Here is a 25146-nt window from a genome sequence, read left to right on the forward strand (position 1 = left end):
ACCGGTATGTGGGCGGACCGGTATGTGGGCGACGCTCAGCGGGAGCGGCGGCGGCCCAGAAGGTAGCCGACGGCCACGCCCACGAGGGCGACCAGGCCGCCGGTCGCGAAGGCGGCGGCCATCGGCCAGACCGGGGGGACCGGGCCGCCGGACGGCGCGGCGGCGCGTCCGGTGTAGACCGCACCCGCAGACGGCACTGACGGTGCGGCGGGCGGCCCCGGCGGCGCGGGCGCGGCAGGCGACACGGGTGCGGTCAGGTCGTGCTCCACAGCGGCGAAGAACTCGGCCGCCGTTCGCTTCGCGACGCTGCCGAGCATGCGCTGTCCGACACCGCCGACCATCCCGCCCACGACCGCGTCCGCGTCGTAGTCGACGCGGGTCGAGCCGCCGCCGTCGGTCAGGCGGACGCGGACGGTGGCGTCCACCGTGCCGGGCGCTCCCTGTCCGCGGGCGCGCAGCGTGAACGAGCGCGGCGGATCGGGGTCGGCGAGCTCGACCCGTCCCACGTAGGTGCCCTTGATGGACGCGACGCCCGCCGTGACCGTCATGCGGTAGTCGTCGGGAGCGGTCTCCTCCAGGGAGACGCAGCCGGGGATCGTCCGCGCCAGGACGGCCGGGTCCTGGAGCGCGTCCCAGACGCGAGCGAGTGGAGCGGCGACGCTGGCACTACCGGTGACCTGCATGTCCCGACTCTAGAGAATGCCGCCACCGCGCCGAACGGCAACATGTGCCGAGGGCGCGCCGAGGATTGGGCAGTTCCGGCGGCGTGGGGCCGGGCATCGCCACAATGTCCGGTAGGTCCCGTGACTCCGCGAACCCCCGGCCGCTTCGGCGCGTCAACCGTTGCGGGACCAGACTCCCCCCGACTGGAACGGAGAACGCGGCTGATGCGAGGGAAGACGCCCGTGATCGCCATGGTGGCCGCCGGAGTGATCGGTGTGGCCGCGGGCGGCTGGCCCGTCGTACGGGCCCAGACGGGCGGCTCCGGCCCGTCCATGCGGACGGAGTTGAGCGCGGCGCTCGCCGACCAGACGTGGGCGAGCCCGAAGCCCGGGTCCTGGACGATGCCGACGCCTTCCCCCGACGGGCTGCCGCCCGTCGTCAGCCACATCGTCACCCAGGAGCGCGTCGTCTTCCTGACCATCGACGACGGCTACACCTACGACGCCGAGTTCGTGAACCTCGTCCGCAAGGAAAGGGTCCCGATCATGACGTTCCTGACCTCGACGTACATCAAGGGGCAGGGGCAGTACTTCTGGGCGATGCGCAACGCGGGCTCGGCGATGGAGAACCACACCGTCAGCCACCCCAACATGGCGACGCTCAGCCCCGAGGCGCAGAAGAAGGAGATCTGCGACTCCTCCACCGCCATCGCCGGGCAGTACGGCCGCCGCCCGCAGATCTTCCGCCCGCCGTTCGGCAGCTTCAACGAGACGACGCGCCGGGTCGCCAAGGAGTGCGGCATCAAGTCGGTACTGCTGTGGTCGGCGGAGTTCTACAACGGGACCTCAGGTCCGGGGGTCGGGTTCAACGGCTTCGCCCGGGGCGACGGGGGCAAGGGCTTCAAGCCCGGCGACATCGTCCTGATGCACTACCGCAAGGGTCTCGCGCAGCAGTTCCAGATGATCCTGGGGTGGATCAGGCAGCAGGGCTTCCGGCCCGCCGCCGTGCAGAACTACCTGCCGGTCTCGCTCGGCGGCAACGTCCCCGACCACCCGGCCGGCGGCTGAGGCGCGGGCCGCCCTGACGCGGTCCGCCCGGCGACCGGCGGCGTCTGCTCCGCGTGCCCGCGGCGCAGGGCGTACAACTCGTCCGGGGACAGGGGCATCGCGTCGATACGGATGCCCTCGGCGTCCTCGACGGCCGAGGCGATGACGGCCGACACCGGGATGACGCCCGCCTCGCCCGCGCCCTTGATGCCGAGCGGGTTGAGCGGGGAGGGGGTCTCCAGGTGGTCGGTCTCGATGCGCGGGACCTCCGTCGCGTAGGGCATCAGGAAGTCCATGAACGAGGCGTTCAACAGCTGTCCCGCCTCGTCGTAGACCATCCGCTCGTACAGTGCGCCGCCGACGCCCTGCGCGACGCCGCCGTGGATCTGCCCCTCGACCACCATCGGGTTGACGAGCCGCCCGCAGTCATGGACGACGACGTACCGCAGGATCGCGATCTCGGCCGTGTCGGGGTCCACCTCCACGATGGCGGCATGCGCCCCGGCGGCGAACGTGGACCGGACGGGCGAGTAGTAGTCGCGTCCTTCCAGGCCCGGCTCGTCCCCGGCCGCGACGGGCGGCTCGTCCGGCGGGCGCCCGACCGCGAACTGGGTCGCGGCGGCGGCCTCCGCGTCGAAGGCGTACCGCAGCGGGTTGGACAGCACCGCGACCGTCCGCAGCGGGACGGACGCCGACATGTCACCCCGGACGTGCACGATGCCGTCAGTGATCTCCAGATCTCCCGGGTCCGCCTCCAGCGCCTCGCCCGCGATGCGCAGCGCCTTGCCGCGCACCTTGCGGCACGCCAGCGCTATCGCGTTGCCGCTCATGACGGCGGCGCGCGAGGCGAACGTGCCGACCGCGTACCCGAAGCGGCGGGTGTCCCCCGTCGTCACCTGGACGTCCTTCATCGGCACGCCCAGCTCGGCGGCGGCGATCTGCGCGAACACGGTCTCGTGGCCCTGCCCCTGCGAGGTCAGCCCGGTCGAGACGTGCACGCGGCCCGCGGTGTCGATCTCGACGTGCCCGCCCTCGTACGGCCCGACCCCGGTGCCCTCGACATAGATCCCGAGGCCGATGCCGAGGCGCCGGCCCCGGGACGCGGCGGCGGCCCGCTCGGTCTCGAAGCCGTCCCAGCCGATCAGATCGCGCGCCCTGCGGAGCAGTTCCGGATAGTCGCCCGAGTCGTAGATCAGCGGACGGCCGTCCTGGAAGGTCAGGCCCTGGTCGTAGGGGAACTCGTCGGGCTGGATCAGGTTCGCGGCGCGGACGTCCGCGCGGTCGAGACCGAGGTGGCGGGCGATGTGGTCCATCGTCCGCTCCATGCAGAACACGCCCTGCGGGCGGCCCGCGCCCCGGTACGGCGTGACGATGACGGTGTTGGTGTACAGGCTCGTCACCTCCGCCCGGTATGCGCCGATCTTGTAGGGGCCGAGCAGCTGCGTGGAGGTGACGATCGGGATGATGATCCCGTACGGGGTGTAGGCGCCGTGGTCGTGCCGGATCCGCACGTCCAGTCCAAGGACGCGGCCGGCGTCGTCGAACCCGACGCGCACGTCCTGGAGCTGGCCGCGCTCGTGGGCGGCGGACACGAAATGCTCGCGCCTGTCCTCGGTCCACTTCAGCTCGCGATCCAGCAGCCGCGCCGCCCAGGGGATCAGCACCTCCTCCGGCCACGGGTGGACGATCTTGACTCCGAAGCCGCCGCCGACGTCCGGCGCGACGACCTCGACCTTGCCGTTCGGCAGCCCGAGCCGCGCTGCGACGGCGGCGCGCACGCTAGTGGACGCCTGCGTCGAGGAGTACACGCGCAGCGACCCGTCGTCGGCGTCCCAGCGCGCGTAGACGCCGCGCCCTTCGAGCGGCATGGACGCGCTGCGCTCGATCGCCAGCCGGAACTCCAGCACGTGCGGCGCCGCCGCGACCGCCGCCGCCGCGTCCCCGGTCTCCTGCACCAGCACGGCCCCGACGTTGCCCGGAACATCGTCGTGGACGAGGTGGTCTGCGCGCGCGGCCGCCTCGATGCCGACGACGGCGGGCAGCGGCTCGTAGTCCACCCGGACGCGTTCGGCGGCGTCCTCGGCGAGATAGCGGTCGCGGGCCACGACCATCGCGACGGGCTCACCGACGTGCCGGACGACGTCGCGGGCGAGCGGGTACCCGGTCCGGCCGTGGGTGAGCGCCGGGTGCGGGATGAGCAGCGGCAGCGGCTCCCCCACGCGGCCCGGCAGGTCCTCCCAGGTGTAGATGGCGACGAGGCCGTCCACGTCCAGCGCCCCGGACACGTCGATGTCGGCGATGCGGGCGTGCGCGTGCGGCGACCGGACGAACGCCGCGGCGAGCGCGTTCCGGCCGAGGTCGTCCAGGAAGCGGCCGCGGCCGGTGAGCAGCCGGGCGTCCTCGCGGCGCCGGACGGGCTCGCCGAACACGCGCGTCCCCATCTACGACTCCCCTTCGCGGGCCGATCCGGCGAGCAGCTCGGCGGCGCGGTGCACCGACGCGACGATGTTCTGGTAGCCCGTGCACCGGCACAGGTTGCCGGAGATCCCTTCGAGGACCTGGTCCCGCGTCGGGCGGGGCGTCTCGCGCAGCAGCGCGGTGACCGTGCACAGGAAACCGGGCGTGCAGAACCCGCACTGCAACCCGTGGCACTCGCGGAAGGCGCGCTGCACCGGCGAGGGCGTCCCGTCCGGGGCGGCGAGCCCCTCCACGGTCGTGACCTCGTGCCCGTCGGCGGTAACGGCGAGCATCAGGCACGACCGCACCGGCTCCCCGTCCAGCAGCACCGTGCAGCACCCGCACACGCCGTGCTCGCAGCCGACGTGCGTGCCGGTAAGGCCGAGGTCGTGCCGGAGCAGGTCCGACAGCAGCCGCCGGGCGGGCGCACGCGCGGTGCGCGGCGTCCCGTTGACGGTCAGCGCGATGTCGTGGCTCTGCTCCATCAACCCCGTCCTTCCATCAACGCCGTCCCTCCATCAGTCTCGCGTCCTTCGCCCGGCCACCCCGCGCAGCGCGACCGCGGCGGCCGAGCGCAGGGCGCGCTCGGTGAGCACGCCGGTCAGGTGCCGGCGGTACTCGACGCCCGCGTGCACGTCGGCCTCCGGCTCGATCCGGTCCCGCACGTGCGCGGCGGCGGCCGTCCAGTCGCCGCCCGGCCCGGCGGGCCCGGTCAGGTCGAGGACGAGCGGGGTCGCGGCGACACCGAGGTACCCGGCGCGCGCCGCGGCGACCCGCAGGTCACCGTCCAGGGTGACGAGGGCGGCGACGCCGGCGAGCGCGTAGTCGCCGTGCCGGCGGGCGGTCTCGGCGAACGCGGTGCCGGTGCGCGGCGGCACGGCGGGGAAGAACGCCGACACCGCGATCTCACCGGGCTCCAGGGCGGGTTCCAGCGGGCCGCGGAAGAACACGTCCGCGGGGACGGTACGGCGCCCGGCGGTCGAGGCGGCCTCGACGGTGCCGCCGACCAACGCCAGCACGGCGGGCAGTTCGGCGGCGGGGTCGGCGTGCGCGAGGCTCCCGACGACCGTGCCCCGGTTGCGGATGACGGGATGCGCGACGTGCCGCAGCGCCAGCCGCAGCAGCGGCTGGACGGCGGCGGCCTCGTCCGAGCGCTCCACCCGGGCGTGCCGGGCGAGCGCGCCGGCGGTCACCCCCTCCTCGCCGACGTGCAGGGTGTCCAGCTCGGCGACGCGGTTGATGTCGACCAGCGCCGACGGGGCGGCCAGCCGCATGTTCAGCATCGGGATGAGGCTCTGGCCCCCGGCCAGGACCTTCGCGGACGGGTCGGCGGCGAGCGCGTCCAGCGCCTCCCTGAGGGTGCGGGGCGCGTGGTAGGCGAACGGAGGCGGTTTCACCGGCGGCCCCGTCAGTCGGTGTCGGTCGTGGGCGGGCGTACCGGGCCGTCGATCTCGCGTTCGGCCGGCGCGATGACGCCGCCGCCCGCCCCGCCCGGCCCTCGTGCGCGCCGGGTCGCGATGTTCAGGACGTGGTAGCCGACCAGGACGGCGATGGTGCCGAGCGCGATGCCCTGCAGCGGGAAGTCGTCGGTGATGTCCAGTGTCACGTTCCCGATCGCGAGGATGATTCCGGCCGCCACCGGCACGAGGTTGACCGGATCGCCGAAATCGATCCGGTTCTCGACCCAGATCTTCGCGCCGAGCAGCCCGATCATCCCGTACAGCACCACGGTGATCCCGCCGAGGACACCGCCCGGCGTCGCGGCCACCAGCGCGCCGAACTTCGGGCACAGCCCGAACAGGACGGCGACCAGAGCCGCGACATAGTACGCGGCGGTCGAATAGATCCGGGTCGCGGCCATGACGCCGATGTTCTCGGCGTAGGTGGTGGTGGGCGAGCCGCCGACCGCGGTGGCGAGCGCGGTGCCGACGCCGTCGGCGGTGAGGGCGCGGCCGAGGACGGGGTCGAGGTTCTCACCGGTCATCGCCGCGACGGCCTTGACGTGCCCGGTGTTCTCGGCGACCAGCGCGATGACCGGCGGCAGCGCCAGCAGGATCGCCGAGGTCGTGAAGTCGGGCGCGTGCAGGTCGGGGAAGCCGAACCAGTCGGCCGCGTCCACCGTGCCGAAGCTCAGCCGCTCGTGCGGGAACGCCGTCGCGACGCAGTACGGGCCCTCGCTTGGGCAGGGTTTGCCGGACGCGTCCAGCAGGTTCTGCCCGGGCAGCACAGACGTGATCTTGCCTGCGGTGGCGTCGAGGGCCCACGAGAGCGCGAACCCGAACACGAGCGCGAGCAGGATCGCGATGCGCGCCCAGAACCCGCGCAGCAGCACCGTGCACAGGACAGCGAAACACAGCGTCAGCAGCGCCGTCCACTGATCCTGCGGCCAGTACACGGTGGCCACGACCGGCGCCAGATTGAACCCGATGAGCATGACGACCGCGCCGGTGACCACGGGCGGGAACACCCGGTGGATCACCTGGCCGCCGAGGAAGTGGACGACCAGGCCGACCGCGACGAGCACCACACCCGCGACGAGGATCGCGCCCGTCACGGTCGCGCTGTCCCCGCCCGCCGCGCGGATCGCGGCGACCGCGCCGACGAACGAGGCGCTGGTGCCGAGGTAGCTCGGCACCCGGCCGCCCACGATCAGCAGGAACAGGATCGTCGCGACCCCGGACATCATGATCGACAGATTGGGGTCCAGGCCCATCACGACGGGGAACACGAACGTCGCGCCGAACATCGCGACCACGTGCTGGGCGCCGATCCCGGCGGTGCGCGGCCAGGAGAGCCGCTCGTCCGGCCGGACGACCTCCCCCGGCGGCGGCGTCCGTCCGTCGCCGTGCAGCTTCCAGCCGATGGACATCCTGCCCTCCCCCGCTCATCCGCCCGCGGTCATGCGGGCAAGGTAGATCTACCCAGGTGGGAGGGCATCGGCGACATCTGCCAAAGCCCGTGCTCGCGATTGTGAGTACCGGTGATCAAGACCGCCTTTCCGCCGGCCCGAAGTGTCATCGGGAGCGTGTCGGACGGGACGCCATGCGACGTCCCAACTACCGTCAGATACCGCGCATGCGTAGCACGTGCAGGGCGAGGGTGAGGTTGAGCCGCAGATGCGCGTCCTCGGTGAACGCTCCGAGCATCCGTTCCAGCTTCCCGATGCGGTAGCGCAGGGTGTTGTAGTGGAAGTGGAGGCGGCGTGCGGTCTCGGCGACGTTGAGGTTGGTCTCCAGCAGCACCTGGAGCGTGCGGCGCAGGTCCACCAGCTCCGGTTCGTCGTCGGAGGCCAGGTCGCCCAGCGTCTCGCGGACGAAGGCGTGCAGCTCGTCCGGGTCCGACACCAGGCTCAGCAGCCGGTAGACGCCGAGCTGGTCGAAGTGCGCGCGGGCACCGGCGCCGTGCAGCTGGCGGCCCACCCGGACGGCCTTGACGGCCTGGTCGTATGCCTCCGGCAGCGCGGCCGGAGACGTCACCGTGCGGCTGATCCCGGTGGAGAACGTCCGTCGCACCGCCAGGTGCTCGGCGAAGACCGACGAGGCCTCCTTGACCATCGCTTGGACCGGTCCCGACGACAGTTCCGCGGGGTCTTCGTCGTCGGCGCCGATGACCGCGACGACCTCGTGGGCGAAGCTCGCGACGGCCGCGCCCTTGTCGTGGCGGCGGACGGCCATCGTCCACGCGGCGGCCAGCCGCTCCTGCGCGGACCGTTCCTCGGCGCCGCGGACGCCGCGCGTCGCGGGATCGGGCTCGGTGCCGCGCCGCCGGACGTCGCGGGCGGCCACCCGGCTCTCGGGCTCGGCGGGCGGCGGGACGACACCGCGCGGCCGCCCGTCCAACTCGGCCACGACCACCATCATCGGACGGTCCAGGTCCCAGCCGAACCCGTCGCAGTGCGCGACGACCCGGTCGTCGTCGCCGGCGCGCCCGGCGAGGATGTCGCGCAGGAAGTCGGCGCGGTACTTGCTCTCCACCGCCGCGACGGCCTGCTGCTTGGTCACCACGAGCGCGGCCACGGTGGCGGCCCGCTCCAGGATGCCGAGGTCGGTGCCCCGCAGGTTCCCCGCGGGGCTGAAGGCGATGATGCGGCCGTGGTCGAAACCGCCCGCGACGACGGGCACGACCAGGTGGTCGGAGGTGCCGTGCGCGCCGGTGATTCCGCAGCCGCCGCGCCCGCACGCCGTGTGCCGGCCGGCGTCGAACGCGCGCATCGCCTGGACGTGCTCTTCGGGGCCGGCACCCGCCAGCACCCGCTGCTCGCCGTCCAGCACGACGACCGCGACGTCCAGCAGCGTCGCGACCTCGTCCACGACCTCCTGGAGACCGCCGCCGCACAGCACGATCTGGACCAGCGCCCGGTGCACCTCCTCGGTGCGCGCGAGCACGGCCGCCTGCCGGTTCAGGATGTCGGTCAGGACCTGGTTCAGGATGTCGTCGAAACCGACGTCGTTCGGGAGCAGGATCAGGGGGAAGCCGCGCCGGTCGGCCTGCGCGATCATTTCCGCGGGGAGCGATTCCAGGTAGCGGCCCAGTTTGATGGCCAGGGCCGCGAGGCCGCGCTCGTCCAGGTCGGCGACCAGGTTGTCGAGCGACTGGGGGGTGTTGCGCAGGGGATAGCCGGTGGTGAGAAGGAGCTCGTTCGGCTTCACCCAGGAAAGGATGTCGGGGACCTCCATCACGTTGAGACGCTGAACGATCCGTTCGAGTCCGGCTCGACCGGCGATGAGGCGCGCGCCGTTCAGGGTGCTGACGCCGAGAACCTCGCCGACGGACAGGCCGTAGGTCAGTGTTCCGGTGCTCGCGAGCCGGAGGGCCGGTGGGCCCGGGTCCGCAGTGGTGTAGCTCATGCCAGGGGTCACCTCGCCTTTTGGTGCGTACATCGCCCATGGAGGCGAGATCGCTACCGCTTCCTGATCAAGCCTGACAATAAAGACGAACGATGACAACCAGTCTTGGCACCTTTTCCCATACGTCCGCCGCGCGGCCTCGATCTACCGTCTCGGCAGAGGTCGGTCCGTCCACGGGGCGAGGCATCCGACACCGGCCTCGGGAGGATCCGTGACTGCCCTCGTGCGCGAACCGATCCCGCTCCATGCGGGCGCGCGCCCGCAGACCGCGGGCGCCGCAAGCCTGGCGCTGCGTCCACTGCTCGACCCGCCGCGCCGCGCCGCGCGCGTCCTCGCCGTCTTCCCGTCCGCGCTGTATCTGGAGATGCGCGGCGAGCGGGAGCCGCGGGTGCTCGCCGTCGTCGGCTCCGATGCGAACCGGCTCCCGAACGCGGTGGTGGTCGTCGCCGGCCGCCGCGACCAGCCGTTCCGTTCGATCCGCGAGGGTGGGGAGGCGTGGGTCGGCGACGGGCGGGTGGATGCCGGGCTGCTCAGCGTGCGGGTCCGCCGTTGGTGGGACCCCTCGCCCGCGCTCGGCGGGATGCCGCGCTCCGCGCTGGCCCGCGGCGTCCGCACCCTGGAGACCGCGCTCGGCGCCGCCGGGATGACCGGCGGCGGGCTGGCGGGTCACCCCGACCCGGTGCGGCTCGCCGACTGCTGCGCCGCCGGCGACCTCGCGGGCGCCGTGGAGGCCGCCGAACGGATCGTCGGCCTCGGGCCGGGGCTGACGCCGAGCGGCGACGACATCCTGTCCGGGCTGCTGGTCGCGCTGCGGCTGGTCGGCGGCGCCGTCCGGGACGGCGGTGCGGCGGTGCGGCTCGCCGACTGGCTCGGCGCCGCCGTCACCGCGGACGCCGGCACCCGCACCACCGCCCTGGCCGCGACGCTGCTGCACTGCGCGATGGCGGGCGGCGCCGGCGGCGAGGTCGCCTCGGTGCTGCGCGCCGTCGCGGGCCACGAACAAGCGACCCCGGCCGTCCGGCGGCTGCTGGCGGTGGGCCACACCTCCGGCGCCGACCTCGCGTGGGGCGTGCTGGCCGGCTGCCGTGCTGCCCTCGCCCTCGCCGTCCCTGGCCGCCAGGCCCGGAGGGTGACAGCGTGAGCGGGGTGGCGGGGTGGCGGGTGAGCGGGCTGGAAGGCCGCGCCCAAAAGCGCCCCGCAGGCTTCGCGGGAAACACACCGTGAGGGGAGACATCGCGTGAAGGAGCGATGCCGGTGAGGCACTGGGTCGAGGTGCGGCGGGGGGCCTACCGCGATTCGGTGACGCTGATGCGAGCGAGCCGGCAGATGTCCGGGCGGGACGATGTCGATGGGGCGATGGCGGCGATGGGTACGCCGCTCAACGTCGAGATGCTGGAGCGGATGGGGTTCACCATCCCGGCCGGCACGGGCGCCGGTGACCTGGTGGTGGCGATCCGCGCGGCGGACGCCGCCGCGCTGGCGGGCGCGCGCGAGGCGCTGGACGGACTGCTGCGCGAGAGCTCCCACGGCCCCGCGGGCGGGGGCGGGCTCCTCGGCGCGGCCCCGGCGCCGCGGACGACGGCGTCGGCCGCGGCCCGCACGGACGCGGGCGTGGCGCTCGTGTCGGTGCCCGGCCCGCACGTGTTCCCCGAGGCGATGGACGCGCTGGACGCGGGACTCAACGTGATGATCTTCAGTGACAACGTGCCGCTGGCGCAGGAGATCGCGCTGAAGGAGGCGGCGGCGCGGCGCGGACTGATCGTGATGGGGCCGGACTGCGGCACCGCCGTCGTCGGCGGCGCCGGACTCGGTTTCGCCAACGCGGTGCGCCCGGGGCCGGTCGGGATCGTCGCGGCGTCCGGGACGGGCGCCCAGCAGCTGATGTGCCTGCTGGACGCGGCGGACGCCGGGGTCGGCCACGTCCTCGGCGTCGGTGGCCGGGACCTGTCGCCGGAGGTGAGCGGCCGGTCGTCGCTGGCGGCCCTCGCGGCGCTGGACGCCGACCCCGGCACCGAGCTGATCGTGCTGGTGTCCAAGCCGCCCGCGCCGCAGGTCGCGGACCTGATCCGGGAGGCGGCGCGGCGGTTGGACACACCGGTGCTGTTCGCGCTGCCGATGCCGGGCGAGGACGATCTGACCCGCGCGGCGGAGAAGGCGTTGACGGCGCTCGGCCGGCCGGTGCCGCAGTGGCCCCGCTGGCCCGCGGCGCGCCGTCCCGCGCCGGTACCGGGCCGGGCGGTGCGGGGGCTGTTCGCGGGCGGGACGTTGCGGGACGAGGCCGTGATGATCGCGCAGGCGACGCTCGGCTGGGACCTGGCGGCGCGCGGCCACGCGTTCACCGACTTCGGCGACGACGCCTACACCCGCGGCCGCGCCCACCCGATGATCGACCCGTCGCTGCGGCTGGAGGCGCTGGCCGGAGCCGCCGCCGACCCGGCCACGGGTGTCCTGCTCATGGACGTGGTGCTCGGCTTCGGGGCCGAGGAGGATCCGGCGGCGACGCTGGCGCCGGCGCTCGCCGAGGCCCTGAAGGACCGTTCCGATCTGGCCGCCGTGGTGTCGCTGTGCGGGACGCCCGCCGACCCGCAGGAGCGCGACCGGCAGGCGGCGGAGCTGCGGGACGCGGGCGCCGACGTGTTCGCCTCCAACGCCCAGGCGGCGCGGCACGCCGTCGGGTTCGTGGCGGGACCGGGGCGGGACGGACCCGCGCGCGCGGAAGGGGCACCGGGATGAGCGGCGGTACGGGCGGCGAGGCACGGCACCCGCTGGGCGGGCTGCTCACGCGCGGGCCGAGAGTGGTCGCCGCTGGCGTCCAGGTGCTGGCGGACGCGCTGGAGCGGCAGGCGGTGCCGGTCGAGACGGTCGACTGGAGACCGCCGCCGCCGGGAACGGAGGCGGCGCTCGCCGCCGTGCTCGGCTCCCCCGGTCACGCGGACGCCAACGCCCGCGCCGTGGAGCGCATGGTGACCTCGCGCCCGCACCTGGTGGACGTACGTCCCGCGCGGACGGCGCTCGGGCTGGAGCCCGGCGCGTTCCTGCACGCGGGGCCGCCGCTGGAGTGGGACCGGGCGTCCGGCCCGATGCGCGGCGCCCTCATCGGCGCGATGCTCCTGGAGGGCCTGGCGGAGACGCCGCTCGGGGCGGAGCAAGAGCTCGCCCGGGGCGCGGTGACGTTCGAGCCGTGCCACCATCACGGCGCGGTCGGGCCGATGGCGGGCGTGGTGAGCCCGTCCATGTGGATGCTGGTCGTCGAGGACGCCGAGCACGGCGGCACGTCCTACTGCTCGCTGAACGAGGGCCTCGGGAAGGTCCTGCGGTACGGGGCGTACGGGCCGGAGGTGATCGAGCGGCTGGCGTGGATGGGCGAGGTGCTCGGCCCGGCGCTGCGCGCGGCGGTGCGGCTGCACGGGCCGCTGGACCTGCTGTCGGTCATCGCTCAGGCGCTGCAGATGGGCGACGAGCTGCACAACCGGAACCGGGCGGCGACCTCGCTGCTGCTGCGCGAGCTGGCACCCGACCTCGCCGCCGCGTCCGACGTGCCGCGCGCGCAGGTCGCCGAGGTGCTGCGGTTCGCGGCGGGCAACGATCACTTCTTCCTGAACGCGGGGATGGCGGCGGCGAAGGCGGCGGCGGACGCGGCGCGCGGCGTCCCCGGCTCAAGCCTGGTCGTGGCGATGGCCCGCAACGGCACCGAGTTCGGCATCCAGGTGTCGGGGACGGGCGACCGCTGGTTCACCGGCCCTGCCAGCGTGCCGGACGGTCTCTACCTGGGCGACCACGGCCCTGCGGACGCCAATCCCGACATCGGTGACTCGGCCATCACCGAGACCGCCGGGATGGGCGGGTTCGCGCTGGCCGCCGCGCCGGCGATCGTCCGGTTCGTCGGCGGTGAGGTGCCCGACGCGGTGGCCGCGACGCAGCGGATGTACGAGATCACGCTCGTCGAGCACCCGGTGTTGCAGATCCCGTTGCTGTCGTTCCGGGGCACCCCCGTCGGCGTGGACGTGACCCGCGTCGTCCGCACCGGAATCCTGCCGGTGATCGACACGGGCATCGCGGGCCGGGAGGCCGGCACCGGCCAGGTCGGCGCGGGGCTCGTCGAGCCGCCTGAGGGGATCTTCACGGACGCGCTGCACGCGCTGGCCGAGAGGGCGTGAGGGCGGCCCGCCACGGGTACCGTCCGCATATGGCCGAGCCGATCACCGGGGAGCAGCACGCCCTCATCGCCGGGCACTACCAGGCCGTCGTCACCGAGGCGGGCGCCGCGCTGCGGGAGCTCGCACACGGCGGGCGGGCGCTGGTGCTGGCGCACGGCGCCGACGAGCCCGCCCCTGCCGCGTTCGGTCAGCTGCTGGTCCCGTGGCCGAACAGGATCGACCGCGGCCGATACGAGTACGCGGGCAGGATCCACCAGCTCGACGTGTCCGAGCCGGACAAGGACTGCGCCATCCACGGTCTTGCGCGCTGGTCGTCCTGGACGGTGGTGGAACGGGAACCGCACCGCGTCCGGCTGGCGCTGCGGCTCCTCGGGGCCGCCGGATACCCGTTCCGCCTCGACCTGGAGGTCGAGTACGTCCTGTCCGAGGCGGAGGGGCTCACCGTCCGCCTCAGTGCGCTCAACCCGGGGAGCGTCACGGCCCCGTACGGGCACGGCGCCCACCCCTACCTCACGGTGGGCGAGCCGATCGACGAGTGCACGGTCGCCCTGACCGCCGATCGCTACCTGCCCGTGGGGCCGCGCATGATCCCGACCGGGCCGGCGGTGGACGTGACCGGCACCCCGTACGACCTGCGCGACGGGCCCAAGCTCGGCGACCGGCGGATCGACAACGCCTTCACCGACCTCGGCCGCGACGGCGACGGCCGTGCCCGGCTCACCCTGACCGGCCGTTCGCACGCGGTCCGGCTCTGGTCGGACGAGGCGCACCCCTGGATGGAGATCTACACCGCGGACGAGGCACCCCGGCCGCGTCAGGGGCTCGGCGTGGAGCCCATGACGTGCCCGCCGAACGCGTTCGTGTCCGGTGACGATGTCATCGCCCTGGAACCGGGCGCCCGATTCCAGGGGACGTGGGGGATCCAGGACGCCACCGCGGACGCCTGATAGGCGGGCCCATCAGTCCTGGTTCGGTCAGCTTGGCTCGGTCAGCCGGGCCCCGGGTCAGGTCAGGTTCCGTCAGGCCAGGCGACCGGCGACACGCGTGAGCAGGGCGCCGAGGAGGGCCATGTCCTCCCGTCCCGCGAGCGCACCCAGCCGGTCCCATTCGGCGTCGATCGCCCCGGAGAGCGTCTCGTGCGTCTCGCGGCCGCGCGGCGTCAGCAGGACCAGGACACGGCGGCGGTCGGCGTCGTCCACACGGCGGTGCACGCGGTTGGCCGACACCATCCGGTCGATCAGCTTGGTGAGGGTGGGCGCCGGCAGCATCGCGTACTCGGCGATCTCGGTCATCGCGTGGCCGCGGCCGTCGGCCAGCAGCGAGAGCACGCGCCACTCGTCCACGCCGCAGCCGGCGCTGTCCAGTACCTCGTTCAGCCGTGCCACGACACGCCGTTCGACGAGCGCGAGGAGCTGGGACAAGTCCCTTTCACGGCTTCCGGTGCTTATTGCCTCCATCGATGTCACAGGGTACCGTTCACAGACGATTTATTCATCTCTCAACCATTCGGACCAAGCGATGGTCACGTCGGTCGGTGTCCCAGGGACGCTCACGATCGCGTTGGTGATACCGCTACAGGGTCCCGCGGGAATCTTCGGTCCCTCGTGCGAGCTGTGCGCACTGCTTGCCGCCGAGGAGGTCAACCAGGAGCGCGGCGTGCTCGGCCGCGAGGTACGGTTCACCGTGGTCGACGGCGGCGCCACGCCGGGCTTGGTCGCGGCCGAGGTCGACCGGCTGGTCTCGTCCGGGACGGTGCAGGCGGTCACCGGATGGCACATCTCCGCCGTTCGCGAGGTGCTCGCACCCACCATCGCGGGCCGGGTGCCCTACGTCTACACGCCGCTCTACGAGGGCGGGGAACGCGCCCCGTGGGTGTTCCTCACAGGCGAGACCCCGGGCCGCCAGCTCCGCCCGGCGCTGCGCTGGTTCGCCGGCGAGCTGGGCGTGCGGCGGTGGGCGATCGTCGGCGACGACTACGTCTGGCCCCGGCTGACGGCGGGCGCGATCCGCGGCTACCTGGACGGCCTCGGCGGCGAGGTGTGCGAGGAGTTCTTCGTCGGGCTCGGCACCCAGGACTTCCGCGGTGTGCTGCGGCGGCTGGCGCGCAGCGACTGCGACGGCGTGCTGATGCTGCTGGTCGGTGACGACGCGGTCGCGTTCAACCGGGCGTTCGCGCGCGCCGGCCTCGACCGCGACCAGATCCGGTTCAGCCCGCTGATGGACGAGAACATGCTGCTGGCGACCGGCGCGGACAACACCCGCGGGCTGTTCGCCGCCGCGGGGTACTTCGAGTCGCTGCCGACCGCCGGGGGCCTGGACTTCGGCGCCCGCTACCACCGCCGCTTCGGCGCCGAGGCCCCCGTCCTCAACAGCCTCGGCGAGTCCTGCTACGAGGGCGTGCGGCTGTTCGCCGAGCTGGCGCGCCGGGCGCAGAGCCTGGACGTGCGCCGGATGAGCACCATGTCGGACGGGCTCGGCTACGACGGCCCGCGCGGGCCCGTCGAGCTCCGCGACCGCCATCTTCGGCAGCGGGTCTTCCTCGCCGCCGCCGATGGCTTGGAGTTCGACGTCATTCACCGACTGTAGTCAACTCCCGGCCGTGCTCGTGTGAGTACGACGCCGTGAACGGGTACTCCCCCTCCGCACACAGCTTCTGTCTGCGGAAACAGCCATTGACAGGTACTTCCGCACGAAATAGTTTCTGTAGGAAGTAATTCGGCTGGGAGGCCCGTCATGGTGACGTACCGATACCGCTGCTCCGGTTGCGGCCCCTTCGATCTCGCGCTTCCGATGGGCCATGCCGGCCCTGAACGCCCGTGCGCGGAATGCGGCGACACCGCGCGCAGGGTCTTCACCGCCCCGTCGCTCGGCCGCCCGGGGAGCCCGCTGACCCGGGCCCTGGACGCCCAGGCGGCGTCCGCCCACGAACCCCAGGTCGTCTCCCGTCCGGCGGCGCCGCCGCCGCGCCCGGCGGCGCCGCGGGACCCGCGCCACGCCAAGCTGCCGCGGCCGTAGGGGGCCGGTCATGGGAAACGTAGGCCTGCTGTACGTCGGCGCCGTCCTGTTCATCAACGCCATGATGCTGCTCGGCCGCGTCGAGGCGCGGGCGGCCGCAATCCTCAACCTGTTCGTCGGGACCATGCAGGTCATCCTGCCCACGCTGCTGCTGCTGAGAGCGGGCGACGACCTCGCGGCGATCACCGCGGCGGCGGGCGTCTACCTGTTCGGGTTCACCTACCTCTACGTCGGCATCGGCCTGCTCACCGGGCTCGACACCACCGGCGTCGGCTACTTCTCGCTGTTCGTGGCGCTGGCCGCGCTGGTCTTCTCCGCGATCAACTTCTTCGACGTCAAGGACCACCCGTTCGGGGTCATCTGGCTCTGCTGGTCGTTCCTGTGGTTCCTGTTCTTCCTCCTCCTCGGCCTCAAACGGGAGGAGCTCACCCGCTACACCGGCTGGGTGACGCTCGTCCTGGCCTGGGGGACCTGTGTCCTGCCGGCGTTCCTGCTGCTCACCGACCACTACTCCACCTCCGCGACGTTCGCCGTCGCCATCGCCGTCTGCGCCGTCGTCGCCTTCGTGGGTCTGTGGATCTTCGCGGGCCCGCGGCGCACGCCCCGGCAGCCGTCCCCCGCCACCTGAACCGAGCAAGCCCACCGCATCACAACGGAGGACCTGATGCCCGAAGTAGTGTTCAGCGTCGACCAGGCCCGGTCCATGCGCGACCAGGCCCACCCGGGCCACAACCGGTGGCACCCCGACATCCCCGCGGCGGCGACCGTCCGCCCGGGCTCGGAGTTCCGCGTCGAGTGCCAGGAGTGGACCGACGGCCAGATCGGCAACAACGACTCCGCCAACGACGTCCGCGATGTGGACCTGTCGCCCTGTCACATGCTCAGCGGCCCGATCGCCGTGGAGGGCGCCGAACCCGGCGACCTGCTCGTGGTCGACATCCTCGACATCGGGCCGGTGCCGCAGGAGACCGGCCCGAAGCCCGGCCAGGGCTGGGGATACACGGGGATCTTCGCCAAGCAGAACGGTGGCGGCTTCCTCACCGACTACTACCCGGACGCCTACAAGGCGATCTGGGACTTCCACGGCCAGCAGGCCACGTCCCGGCACATCCCCGGGGTGCGTTTCACCGGGATCACCCACCCGGGCCTGTTCGGCACGGCGCCGTCGCCCGAACTGCTGGCCCGCTGGAACCGGCGGGAGCAGGCGCTGATCGACACCGACCCGGGCCGGGTGCCGCCGCTGGCGCTGCCGCCGCTGCCGGAGGGCGTGCTGGCCGGGACGCTCAGCGGTGACGCGCTGGCCAAGGTCGGGCGCGAGGGCGCCCGCACCGTCCCGCCCCGCGAGAACGGCGGCAACCACGACATCAAGAACTTCACCCGCGGCGCGCGCGTGTTCTACCCGGTGAACGTCGACGGCGCCCTGCTGTCGGGCGGCGACCTGCACTTCAGCCAGGGCGACGGCGAGATCACCTTCTGCGGCGCGATCGAGATGGGCGGGTTCATCGACTTCCACGTCGACCTGATCAAGGGCGGCATGGAGAAGTACGGCGTCACCACCAACCCGATCTTCATGCCCGGCAACGTCGAGCCTCGCTACAGCGAGTTCGTGTCGTTCATCGGCATCTCGGTCGACCACGGAAGCGACACCAACCTGTACAACGACGCCACCGTCGCCTACCGCAACGCCTGCCTCAACGCCATCGAGTACCTCAAGAAGTTCGGCTACAGCGGCGAGCAGGCGTACCTGCTGCTCGGCGCCGCGCCGATCGAGGGGCGGGTCAGCGGCGTGGTCGACATCCCCAACGCCTGCTGCTCGCTCTACCTGCCCACCGAGATCTTCGACTTCGACATCCGCCCGACGGCGGACGGGCCGCGCCGCGCCGACCGCGGGAGCTGCGCGGTCTCTTCCTGACCGCCCGTCCTGACGGTCCTTCGCCGGCCGTCCCGTTCTGACCGGCCCCAGGTCCCGGGCGGCCTCCCATACACGGCATGGGAGGCCGCCCGGCTCTCGGGGCCTAGGCGGGCTTGCGGGCGACGGCGCCGAACCGGTTCCCCATCCCCGCCGACATGGGGGATCATGGCGTGGTGAACCTCAGCGTCTCCTCGTTCGACGATCTGTCCGCACGCATCGCCGCCGCCCGCGCCGAGCACGGCGAGCGCCGCCCGGGGCCCGCCGACGGCCGCCAGCCGGTGCACACCGTGTACGTGCCGGCCGATCGGTTCTCCCGCTCGACGCCCGCCGACTTCGGGGCCGAGGCCCTGCGGCTGCTGAACACCCACACGCCGGGGGCGGGCTCGTTCGGCGCGGCCTTCGGGCTGGATCCGGAGGTCGCCGGGCTCGTCCGGGAACGGGTCGCGGCGAAGCTGTCGAGCGAGCCGGTCGAGGACGTGCGGATCGACTTCGAGGACGGCTACGGCGTCCGCCCCGACGAGGAGGAGGACGCGCACATCGCCCAGGTCGTCGAGGCCGTCGCCGCCGCCTACCAGGTCAAGGGTCTCCCCCACTACTGGGGGCTGCGGGTCAAGTCGTTCGCCGACGGCGACCACGACCGCGCGATGCGCACCCTCGACGGGTTCCTCACCGCGCTGCGCGACCGGCTCGGGCGGCTGCCCGGCGGGTTCACCATCACCTTCCCCAAGGTGGTCACGGCCGGGCAGGTCGCGCTGTTCACCGAGTACCTGGAGCGGCTGGAGACCGCGCTCGGGCTACCGTCCGGCATCCTGCGGTTCGAGATCCAGGTGGAGACCCCCGAGGCGGTCATCGACGAGGAGGGCCGGGCCACGTTGCCCTCGATCCTGTCCGCCGCCGCGGGCCGGCTCACCGCCGCGCACTTCGGCGTGTTCGACTACACCGCCGCGCTCGGGCTGCCCCCGGAGGAGCAGCGTCTCGACCACCCGGCCTGCGACTTCGCCCGGCACGTCATGCAGGTCGCGCTCGCCGGCACCGGCGTCCGGCTGTCCGACGGCTCGACGAACGTGATCCCCCGCAACGACGGGCCCGACGAGGTCAACGCGGCCTGGTCGGTACACGCCGCGCACGTCCGGCACTCGCTGCGGCACGGCTACTACCAGGGCTGGGACCTGCATCCCGCGCACCTGCCGAGCCGGTACGCGGCCGTCTACGCGTTCCACCTGACCGGTGTCGACGACGTCATCGGCCGCGTCCGGGCCTGGTACGAGCAGGCGGGCGGCGCGGGCGGCGTCCTGGACGAACCGGCGACCGTCAAGGCGCTGGTCGCCCGCCTCCGCCGCGCCGTCGACTGCGGCGCCCTGGACGAGAGCGTCCTGCCCGCGTCCGCGCCCGGCTGAGCACGCCCTTCCGCACCCCGCACGCCGTCCCGGGTTGTCATCTGAGTGTGCGCTCAGTATGATTGAGTGAGTACTCACTCATTAGGAGGGATCATGTCGACCGAGAACCAGGTGCGTGCGGTGAGCGACCGCTGGGCGGACGCCGAACGGCGGATGGACGGCGGGGACCTGGCCCGGATCCTCGACGAGGACTTCCGCGGCGTCGGCCCGGTGGGCTTCGTCCTCACGAAAGAGCAGTGGCTCGGCCGCTACGAAGGGGGCCTGACCGTCACCGGGTTCGATTGGCGCGACGTCGGGGTGCGCGTCTTCGGAGACACCGCCGTCGCGATCGGCACCCAGGTCCAGGAGGCGACCTTCCAGGGGCACGCGTCATCGGGCAGGTTCCGCGTCACGCAGGTGCTCGTCCAGCGTGACGGCGCCTGGCGCATCGCCGGCCTCCACCTCTCACCGCAGCAGGCGCCCTAGCCCTGCCCGCCCGCGCCCCCAGGGCGCGGCGTCACCGAGAGCGGCGGGTGAGGGCGGCGAGGTCCTCCGGGGTGTCGATGTCGGCCGGGGAGGCCACGTCGTCGCACGGCACAGCGGTGACGAGGTCCGGGTGCGCGCGCAGGAACGCCCGCGCCCCCCGGTCCCCCACCGCCGCGTCGGCGACGTCCGCGAAATGCGCCGCCCGCAGCAGGACGGGATTGCGCGGCGCGCCACCGTAGGTCGCCACCGCGAGCTCGGCGCCCGCCTCGTACGCGGCGATCAACCGCTCGGCCGCCGCCGCGGTGACCAGCGGCTGGTCGACGAGCGCGACGACCACGGCGGGACAGCCGGGCGGCAGCGCGGCGAGCCCGGCACGCAGGGACGAGCCCATCCCCTCCCGCCAGCCCGGGTTGGGCACGACGACCGCGCCGATCACCTCGACCTGCGCGGCCCCGGCCACCACCAGCACCGGGGAGCAGCCGGCGTCCCGCAGCATCCGCACGCCCCGGTCGACCAGCCGTTCGCCGTCCAGCTCCAGCAGCGCCTTCGGCCGGCCGAACCGGCGGCCCTCTCCCGCCGCGAGGAGCAGACCGGCCGGGGGCTCCGCACCGTGCAGGCTCATCGCTGACTCAAACCGTGCAGGGTCATCACGCGAGGGTAACCCCGTCACCCCGGGCCGGCGTGGATCCTGCCGGTGGTGTCGGTGAGCGGTCGCCCCGAGCCGCCCCAGCGGAGCTGGACGAGCTCGGCGGCGATCGACACGGCCGTCTCCTCGGGCGTCCGGGCGCCGAGGTCGAGCCCGATGGGCGAGCGCAACCGCGCCAGCTCAGCCTCGGTGAGCCCCACCTCGCGGAGCCGGGCCAGCCGGTCGTCGTGGGTGCGGCGCGAGCCCATCGCGCCGACGTACCCGGCGCCGGCGCGCAGCGCCACCTCCAGGAGCGGCACGTCGAACTTGGGATCGTGGGTAAGGACGCAGATCGCGGTGCGCCCGTCGATGACGGTGTCGGGATCCTCCAGGAACTTGTGCGGCCACCTCACCACGACCTCGTCGGCGTCGGGGAACCGCTTGGGGGTGGCGAAGACCGGCCGCGCGTCGCAGACCGTCACGTGGTAGCCGAGGAACTTGCCGACCCGCGCGACGGCCGCCGCGAAGTCGATCGCGCCGAACACCAGCAGCCGCGGCGGCGGGGCGAAGGAGTGCACGAACACGGCCAGCTCGTCCAGCCGCCGTTCCCCCTCGCGCCCGTAATGCCGCTGTCCGGTGAGTCCCTGCGCCAGCATGCCGCGGGCGTCGTCGTCGACGGCGGCGTCCAGGCGGGCGGCGTGCGGGGCGCCGGGCGCGAGCGTCCCGGACGCGCGGTCCTCCCACACCACCCGCCGCGCGCCGATCCGGCCGGGGCCGGAGACGACGGTCGCGACCGCGACGGGCTCGCGCGCCCCGATCGAGGCGGCCACCGCCGGGAACTCGGGGAACGTCGCGGGCCCGACCGGCTCCACCAGCACGTCGAGGATGCCGCCGCAGGTCAGCCCGACCGCGAACGCGTCGTCGTCGCTGACCCCGTAGCGCTGGACGACCGGCTCGCCGCCCTCCAGCACCGACCGCGCCAGCTCGTACACCGCGCCCTCGACGCAGCCGCCGGACACGCTGCCCGCGACCTCCCCGCCCGCCGACACCGCCATCGCGGCGCCCGGCGGGCGCGGCGCGCTCCGGAAGGTGTTCACCACCGTCGCCAGCCCGAACGTCTCCCCCGCCGCGTACCACCCGGCGATGTCCTCCAGCACGTCACGCATGCGCGTTTCCCCTTCCGGCGCCCGCCACCAGGCGGGCGAGGTCCTCCAAGGCGGCGAGGCTGTGCCCGGACGTGAAGTCGTCGACGTGCGGGAGGGCCGCCGCCATGCCCGCCGCCAGCGGCTCGTATCCGGGCCGCGCCTTGTGCGGGTTGGCCCACACCACCCGGTGCGCGAGCCTGCCCAGCCGCGCCATCTGCGCACCGAGCAGCCCCGCGTCGCCGCGCTCCCAGCCGTCCGAGGCGATCACGACGACGGCGCCGCGGGCCAGCCCGCGCTGCCCGAACCGGTCGAGGAACTCCTTCAGCTCCTCACCGAGGCGGGTGCCGCCGCTCCAGTCCGGGATGGCCGCCGACGCCGCCGCCATCGCCGCGTCCGGGTCGCGGTGCCGCAGTTCGCGGGTGAGCCGGGTCAGCCGCGTCCCCGCGCTGAACACCTCCACGGCCCGCCCGCCGGAGCGGGCGGCGGCGTGCGCGAACCGCAGCAGGGCGTCGGCGTAGGGGCCCATCGACCCGCTGACGTCCACGATCAGGACGACGCGGCGGGGACGGCTGCGGTGCGCGCGGTGCCGCAGCAGCGCGGTCTCGCCGCCGCGCCGCAGCGTCTCCCGGACGGTCCGGCCCGGGTCGAGCCGCCCAGCGGGCGCCGGCGCGAACCGGCGGGACCTGCGGCGCTCGGCGCCCGCGTCCAGCAGCGCGATCAACCGGGCGACCTCGGCGCGCTCGGCGGCGGTCAGCCGCGCCACGTCGCGGTCGCGGAGCACCTCGGTGGCGCTGGCCGCGGCCGCCCGCGGCTCGCCGGGCTCGGCGGGCCCCTCGGCCCGCGGTTCGAGCAGCGCCGTCCGGCGCGCCACGACGGTCGCCGGCCGGCGTCCCGGACGGGTCGTCGCGCCGGAGAAGTACGCGGCGAAGCAGCGGTCGTAGCGGGCGAGATCGCCGGGGTCGGCGCACAGTGTCAGCCGCCCCGCCCAGTACACCGCCGACGGATCCAGGACATCGAGGTGGTCGAGCGCCACGAGCATCGCCTGGACGCGCTCGGGACCGGCGGCGCCGCCCGCCGCCCGTACCGTCCGGGCGAAGCCCACCATCGTCTCGGTGACGTCCCGCACCGCTCAACCCCCGTTGAGCAGCGCGTCGAGCCCGCCGCCGAGCACGTGCTGCTGGTCTTCGCGGTACTTCAGGACGGCGCCGAGCGTGACCGCCGCGGTGCCCGGATCCAGCTCTCGGGCGCCGAGCGCGACCAGCGCCTCCGTCCAGTCCAGCGTCTCGGCCACACCGGGCGGCTTGAGCAGGTCGCGCTCGCGCAGCCGCTGGGCGGCGCGGGCGACCTGTCCGGCCAGCCGCCCGGCCGTGCCGGGCAGCCGCCGCCGGATGATCGCCACCTCGCGGTCGAACGACGGGTGCTCCAGCCAGTGGTACAGGCAGCGCCGCTTGAGCGCGTCGTGCACCTCACGGGTGCGGTTGGACGTGACGACCACGACGGGTGGTCGCTCCGCACGGATCGTGCCGAGTTCGGGCACGGTGATGGTGAAGTCGCTGAGAACTTCGAGGAGGAACGCCTCGAACTCGTCGTCGGCACGGTCCAATTCGTCCACGAGCAGGACGCTCGGGGTGGTCTCCAGCGCCTGGAGCAGCGGCCTGGCCAGCAGGAACCGCCGGTCGTACAGCTCGCCCTCCAGCCGGGCCACATCGGCGACGCCGGCGGCCTCGGCGGCACGCAGGTGCAGGAGCTGGCGCGGGAAGTCCCAGTCGTAGAGCGCCTGGGAGGCGTCCAGGCCCTCGTAGCACTGGAGCCGGATCAGCGGAGCGCCGAGCACCAGCGCGAGGGTCTTGGCCAGCTCGGTCTTGCCGACCCCGGCCTCGCCCTCCAGGAACAGCGGCCGTCCCATGCGCAGCGCGAGGAAGCACGCCGTCGCGAGCCCGTCGTCGCAGAGGTAGGCGTGCCGGTCCAGCAGGCCCGCCAGCTCGGCGGGCGACGCGACCTCATCCGCCGTCGTCGGCGCGCTCTCTCCCACGCCCCTCAGGCTACTCAGCCCGACGGTGAACTCGCATGTCAGCATATTTCACCGTTACCCAGTAGGGAATATTGACTTTCATCTCGTCACTCAGCAGCATCGTGCACATGCGATTCGGTGACCGGGACGACGGCGACCTGACCGACGAAGCGACCTACGAGCACGTCCGATCCCTGTCGCGGCGGGGGCTGCTGCGCCTGTCCGCGGGCGCCGGGCTGGGCGCCGCCATCGGCGCGGCCCCCGCCGCACCGATCAAGGCGTCGGCCGCCGCGCCGCTCGCCGCGGCCGCCGGCGGGATCGTCAAACCGCTGCCGCCCGAGCTGTTCATCCCGCACGGGACGAACGCCGAGACGCGGTGGGAGGCCATGTCCGGCCAGGGCTACCTCACGCCGGTCGACCGGTTCTTCGTCCGCAACCACGTCTCGACCCCGCTGATCGACCCGCGCACGTGGCGGCTCAAGCTGTGGGGCACGGGCCTGCGCGGTGCCCCGGCCGAGGACCGCCCGATCGAGTTCTCCTACGCCGACCTGCTCGGGTTCCGCTCCGAGACCCTCACGGCGTTCATCGAGTGCACGGGCAACGGGCGCGGGTTCTACACCACCCAGCAGGGCCAGCAGGTGTCCGGCACGCCGTGGCGGCTGGGGGCCGTGGGCGTCGCGCGCTGGCGCGGGGTGAGGCTCTCGGACGTGTTGAGGCGCGCAGGTCTGACCCGCGGGGCCGTGGACATCCTGCCGCGCGGGCTGGACGCTGACTATGTGGACAAGGGCGAGAACCTCGGCCGCGTCCGGCGCCCCCTCCCGGTCGCCAAGGCGCTCAAGGACGTCCTGCTGGCGTACGAGATGAACGGCGCGCCGCTCCCGCCCGACCACGGGTTCCCGGTCCGGCTGGTCGTCCCGTCCTGGGTGGGCATCGCCTCCGTCAAATGGCTCGGCGACATCCAGGTGGCGGACGAGCCGCTCTTCTCCCCGTGGAACACGCGCTTCTACCGGCTCTTCGGCCCCGGCTACCCGCAGGAGGGCAGCGCGCCGCTCACCCGCATGAACGTCAAGTCCGCGTTCGAGCTCCCCTGGGAGGGAACGCTCCAGGCCGGCCGCCGGCACGTCCTGCGGGGCCGCTCCTGGTCGGGCGGCGGCCGCGTCTGGCGCACCGAGGTCAGCGTGGACGGCGGCGCGTCCTGGCACCGGGCCCGGCAGCACGACGCCCACGCGAGCACGCGCGGTTGGGTGCGCTGGGAGTTCCCGTGGCGCCCGGACAAGCCGGGCGCCCACGAGCTGCTGGCGCGGGCCACCGACGTGACCGGCGCCTCCCAGCCGTCCACCGCGCCCTACAACACGCTCGGCTACCTGTTCGGCGCCGTCGTCCGGCACCCGGTCACCATCGCTTAA

23 protein-coding genes are annotated in these 25146 nt (G+C 73.6%); 12 read left to right on the plus strand and 11 right to left on the minus strand.

All coding sequences use genetic code 11. The features are described 5' to 3' along the window. Positions 1 to 35: 35 nt before the first annotated feature. Positions 36 to 683 carry an SRPBCC family protein gene (locus tag AMA02S_RS26985; RefSeq protein WP_067462953.1) on the minus strand — a complete coding sequence of 216 codons (648 nt, stop codon included), beginning with the start codon at positions 681 to 683 and terminating at the stop codon, positions 36 to 38. 204 nt (positions 684 to 887) lie between these two features. On the opposite strand from AMA02S_RS26985, the gene AMA02S_RS26990 reads away from it, so the two are divergent. Then, complete coding sequence (locus tag AMA02S_RS26990; RefSeq protein ID WP_067462955.1) at positions 888 to 1730, plus strand: polysaccharide deacetylase family protein; 843 nt, start codon at positions 888 to 890, stop codon at positions 1728 to 1730. Here AMA02S_RS26990 and cutA read toward each other — a convergent pair. From cutA to AMA02S_RS27015, 5 genes are all read right to left on the minus strand, one after another. Next, complete coding sequence (cutA, locus tag AMA02S_RS26995; RefSeq protein WP_084265633.1) at positions 1676 to 4150, minus strand: aerobic carbon-monoxide dehydrogenase large subunit; 2475 nt, start codon at positions 4148 to 4150, stop codon at positions 1676 to 1678. The genes AMA02S_RS26990 and cutA overlap by 55 nt on opposite strands. Continuing rightward, complete coding sequence (locus AMA02S_RS27000) at positions 4151 to 4651, minus strand: (2Fe-2S)-binding protein (protein ID WP_067462957.1); 501 nt, start codon at positions 4649 to 4651, stop codon at positions 4151 to 4153. Between the two features lie 33 nt (positions 4652 to 4684). Next, on the minus strand, positions 4685 to 5563 hold the full coding sequence (locus tag AMA02S_RS27005; protein ID WP_067462960.1) for an FAD binding domain-containing protein: 879 nt from the start codon (positions 5561 to 5563) through the stop codon (positions 4685 to 4687). Between the two features lie 11 nt (positions 5564 to 5574). After that, a complete protein-coding gene (locus tag AMA02S_RS27010; protein ID WP_067462963.1) occupies positions 5575 to 7035 on the minus strand; it encodes a uracil-xanthine permease family protein in 1461 nt (486 codons plus the stop codon). Between the two features lie 193 nt (positions 7036 to 7228). Next, positions 7229 to 9013, minus strand: coding sequence for a PucR family transcriptional regulator (locus tag AMA02S_RS27015; RefSeq protein WP_067462965.1), 1785 nt, complete (start codon positions 9011 to 9013; stop codon positions 7229 to 7231). Between the two features lie 211 nt (positions 9014 to 9224). Between AMA02S_RS27015 and AMA02S_RS27020 the strand changes: the two genes are divergently transcribed. The 4 genes from AMA02S_RS27020 (at position 9225) to AMA02S_RS27035 (ending at position 14117) form a co-directional block, all read left to right on the plus strand. Continuing rightward, on the plus strand, positions 9225 to 10154 hold the full coding sequence (locus tag AMA02S_RS27020; RefSeq protein ID WP_067462968.1) for an oxamate carbamoyltransferase subunit AllH family protein: 930 nt from the start codon (positions 9225 to 9227) through the stop codon (positions 10152 to 10154). A gap of 113 nt (positions 10155 to 10267) precedes the next feature. Further along, on the plus strand, positions 10268 to 11746 hold the full coding sequence (locus AMA02S_RS27025; protein WP_218005131.1) for an AllF/FdrA family protein: 1479 nt from the start codon (positions 10268 to 10270) through the stop codon (positions 11744 to 11746). After that, positions 11743 to 13170, plus strand: coding sequence for a YlbE family protein (locus tag AMA02S_RS27030; protein ID WP_067462974.1), 1428 nt, complete (start codon positions 11743 to 11745; stop codon positions 13168 to 13170). The genes AMA02S_RS27025 and AMA02S_RS27030 overlap by 4 nt, the downstream gene beginning before the upstream one ends. 29 nt (positions 13171 to 13199) lie before the next feature. Continuing rightward, a complete protein-coding gene (locus AMA02S_RS27035) occupies positions 13200 to 14117 on the plus strand; it encodes an aldose 1-epimerase family protein (protein ID WP_067462977.1) in 918 nt (305 codons plus the stop codon). 72 nt (positions 14118 to 14189) lie between these two features. On the opposite strand, the gene AMA02S_RS27040 is transcribed toward AMA02S_RS27035, so the two are convergent. Further along, positions 14190 to 14591 carry a MarR family winged helix-turn-helix transcriptional regulator gene (locus tag AMA02S_RS27040; protein WP_218005132.1) on the minus strand — a complete coding sequence of 134 codons (402 nt, stop codon included), beginning with the start codon at positions 14589 to 14591 and terminating at the stop codon, positions 14190 to 14192. A 97-nt stretch (positions 14592 to 14688) separates the two neighbouring features. On the opposite strand from AMA02S_RS27040, the gene AMA02S_RS27045 reads away from it, so the two are divergent. The 6 genes from AMA02S_RS27045 to AMA02S_RS27070 all read left to right on the plus strand — a co-directional run bounded on the left by AMA02S_RS27045 (position 14689) and on the right by AMA02S_RS27070 (position 19959). Further along, a complete protein-coding gene (locus tag AMA02S_RS27045) occupies positions 14689 to 15756 on the plus strand; it encodes a substrate-binding domain-containing protein (protein WP_067462983.1) in 1068 nt (355 codons plus the stop codon). Between the two features lie 147 nt (positions 15757 to 15903). Continuing rightward, the gene (locus AMA02S_RS27050) at positions 15904 to 16185 is read left to right on the plus strand and encodes an FmdB family zinc ribbon protein (RefSeq protein WP_067462984.1); all 282 of its coding nucleotides are present in this window, start codon (positions 15904 to 15906) and stop codon (positions 16183 to 16185) included. A gap of 10 nt (positions 16186 to 16195) precedes the next feature. After that, on the plus strand, positions 16196 to 16813 hold the full coding sequence (locus AMA02S_RS27055; RefSeq protein WP_067462986.1) for an AmiS/UreI family transporter: 618 nt from the start codon (positions 16196 to 16198) through the stop codon (positions 16811 to 16813). A gap of 36 nt (positions 16814 to 16849) precedes the next feature. Next, complete coding sequence (gene fmdA, locus AMA02S_RS27060) at positions 16850 to 18097, plus strand: formamidase (protein ID WP_067462988.1); 1248 nt, start codon at positions 16850 to 16852, stop codon at positions 18095 to 18097. Positions 18098 to 18252: 155 nt separating this feature from the next. Further along, positions 18253 to 19494: a DUF6986 family protein gene (locus AMA02S_RS27065; RefSeq protein ID WP_067463529.1), complete on the plus strand. Its 1242-nt coding sequence runs from the start codon at positions 18253 to 18255 to the stop codon at positions 19492 to 19494. Positions 19495 to 19587: 93 nt separating this feature from the next. Continuing rightward, positions 19588 to 19959 carry a nuclear transport factor 2 family protein gene (locus tag AMA02S_RS27070; protein WP_157430851.1) on the plus strand — a complete coding sequence of 124 codons (372 nt, stop codon included), beginning with the start codon at positions 19588 to 19590 and terminating at the stop codon, positions 19957 to 19959. A 31-nt stretch (positions 19960 to 19990) separates the two neighbouring features. On the opposite strand, the gene AMA02S_RS27075 is transcribed toward AMA02S_RS27070, so the two are convergent. From AMA02S_RS27075 to AMA02S_RS27090, 4 genes are read right to left on the minus strand one after another with little or no spacing between them, the layout of a single operon-like run. Further along, positions 19991 to 20581, minus strand: coding sequence for a nucleotidyltransferase family protein (locus tag AMA02S_RS27075; RefSeq protein WP_067462990.1), 591 nt, complete (start codon positions 20579 to 20581; stop codon positions 19991 to 19993). Positions 20582 to 20625: 44 nt separating this feature from the next. Then, complete coding sequence (locus tag AMA02S_RS27080; RefSeq protein WP_067462992.1) at positions 20626 to 21750, minus strand: XdhC family protein; 1125 nt, start codon at positions 21748 to 21750, stop codon at positions 20626 to 20628. After that, positions 21743 to 22855 (minus strand): vWA domain-containing protein, encoded by a 1113-nt coding sequence (locus AMA02S_RS27085; protein ID WP_245667853.1) that lies wholly within the window; start codon positions 22853 to 22855, stop codon positions 21743 to 21745. Before AMA02S_RS27085 ends, AMA02S_RS27080 begins: the two co-directional genes overlap by 8 nt. Positions 22856 to 22858: 3 nt before the next feature. Continuing rightward, on the minus strand, positions 22859 to 23761 hold the full coding sequence (locus AMA02S_RS27090) for an AAA family ATPase (protein WP_067463538.1): 903 nt from the start codon (positions 23759 to 23761) through the stop codon (positions 22859 to 22861). A 107-nt stretch (positions 23762 to 23868) separates the two neighbouring features. Here AMA02S_RS27090 and AMA02S_RS27095 point away from each other — a divergent pair, with 107 nt between their 5' ends. Continuing rightward, on the plus strand, positions 23869 to 25146 hold the full coding sequence (locus AMA02S_RS27095) for a sulfite oxidase (RefSeq protein ID WP_067462994.1): 1278 nt from the start codon (positions 23869 to 23871) through the stop codon (positions 25144 to 25146).

This window comes from Actinomadura macra NBRC 14102 (genome assembly GCF_001552215.1).
In the GTDB taxonomy this organism is placed as follows: domain Bacteria; phylum Actinomycetota; class Actinomycetes; order Streptosporangiales; family Streptosporangiaceae; genus Spirillospora; species Spirillospora macra.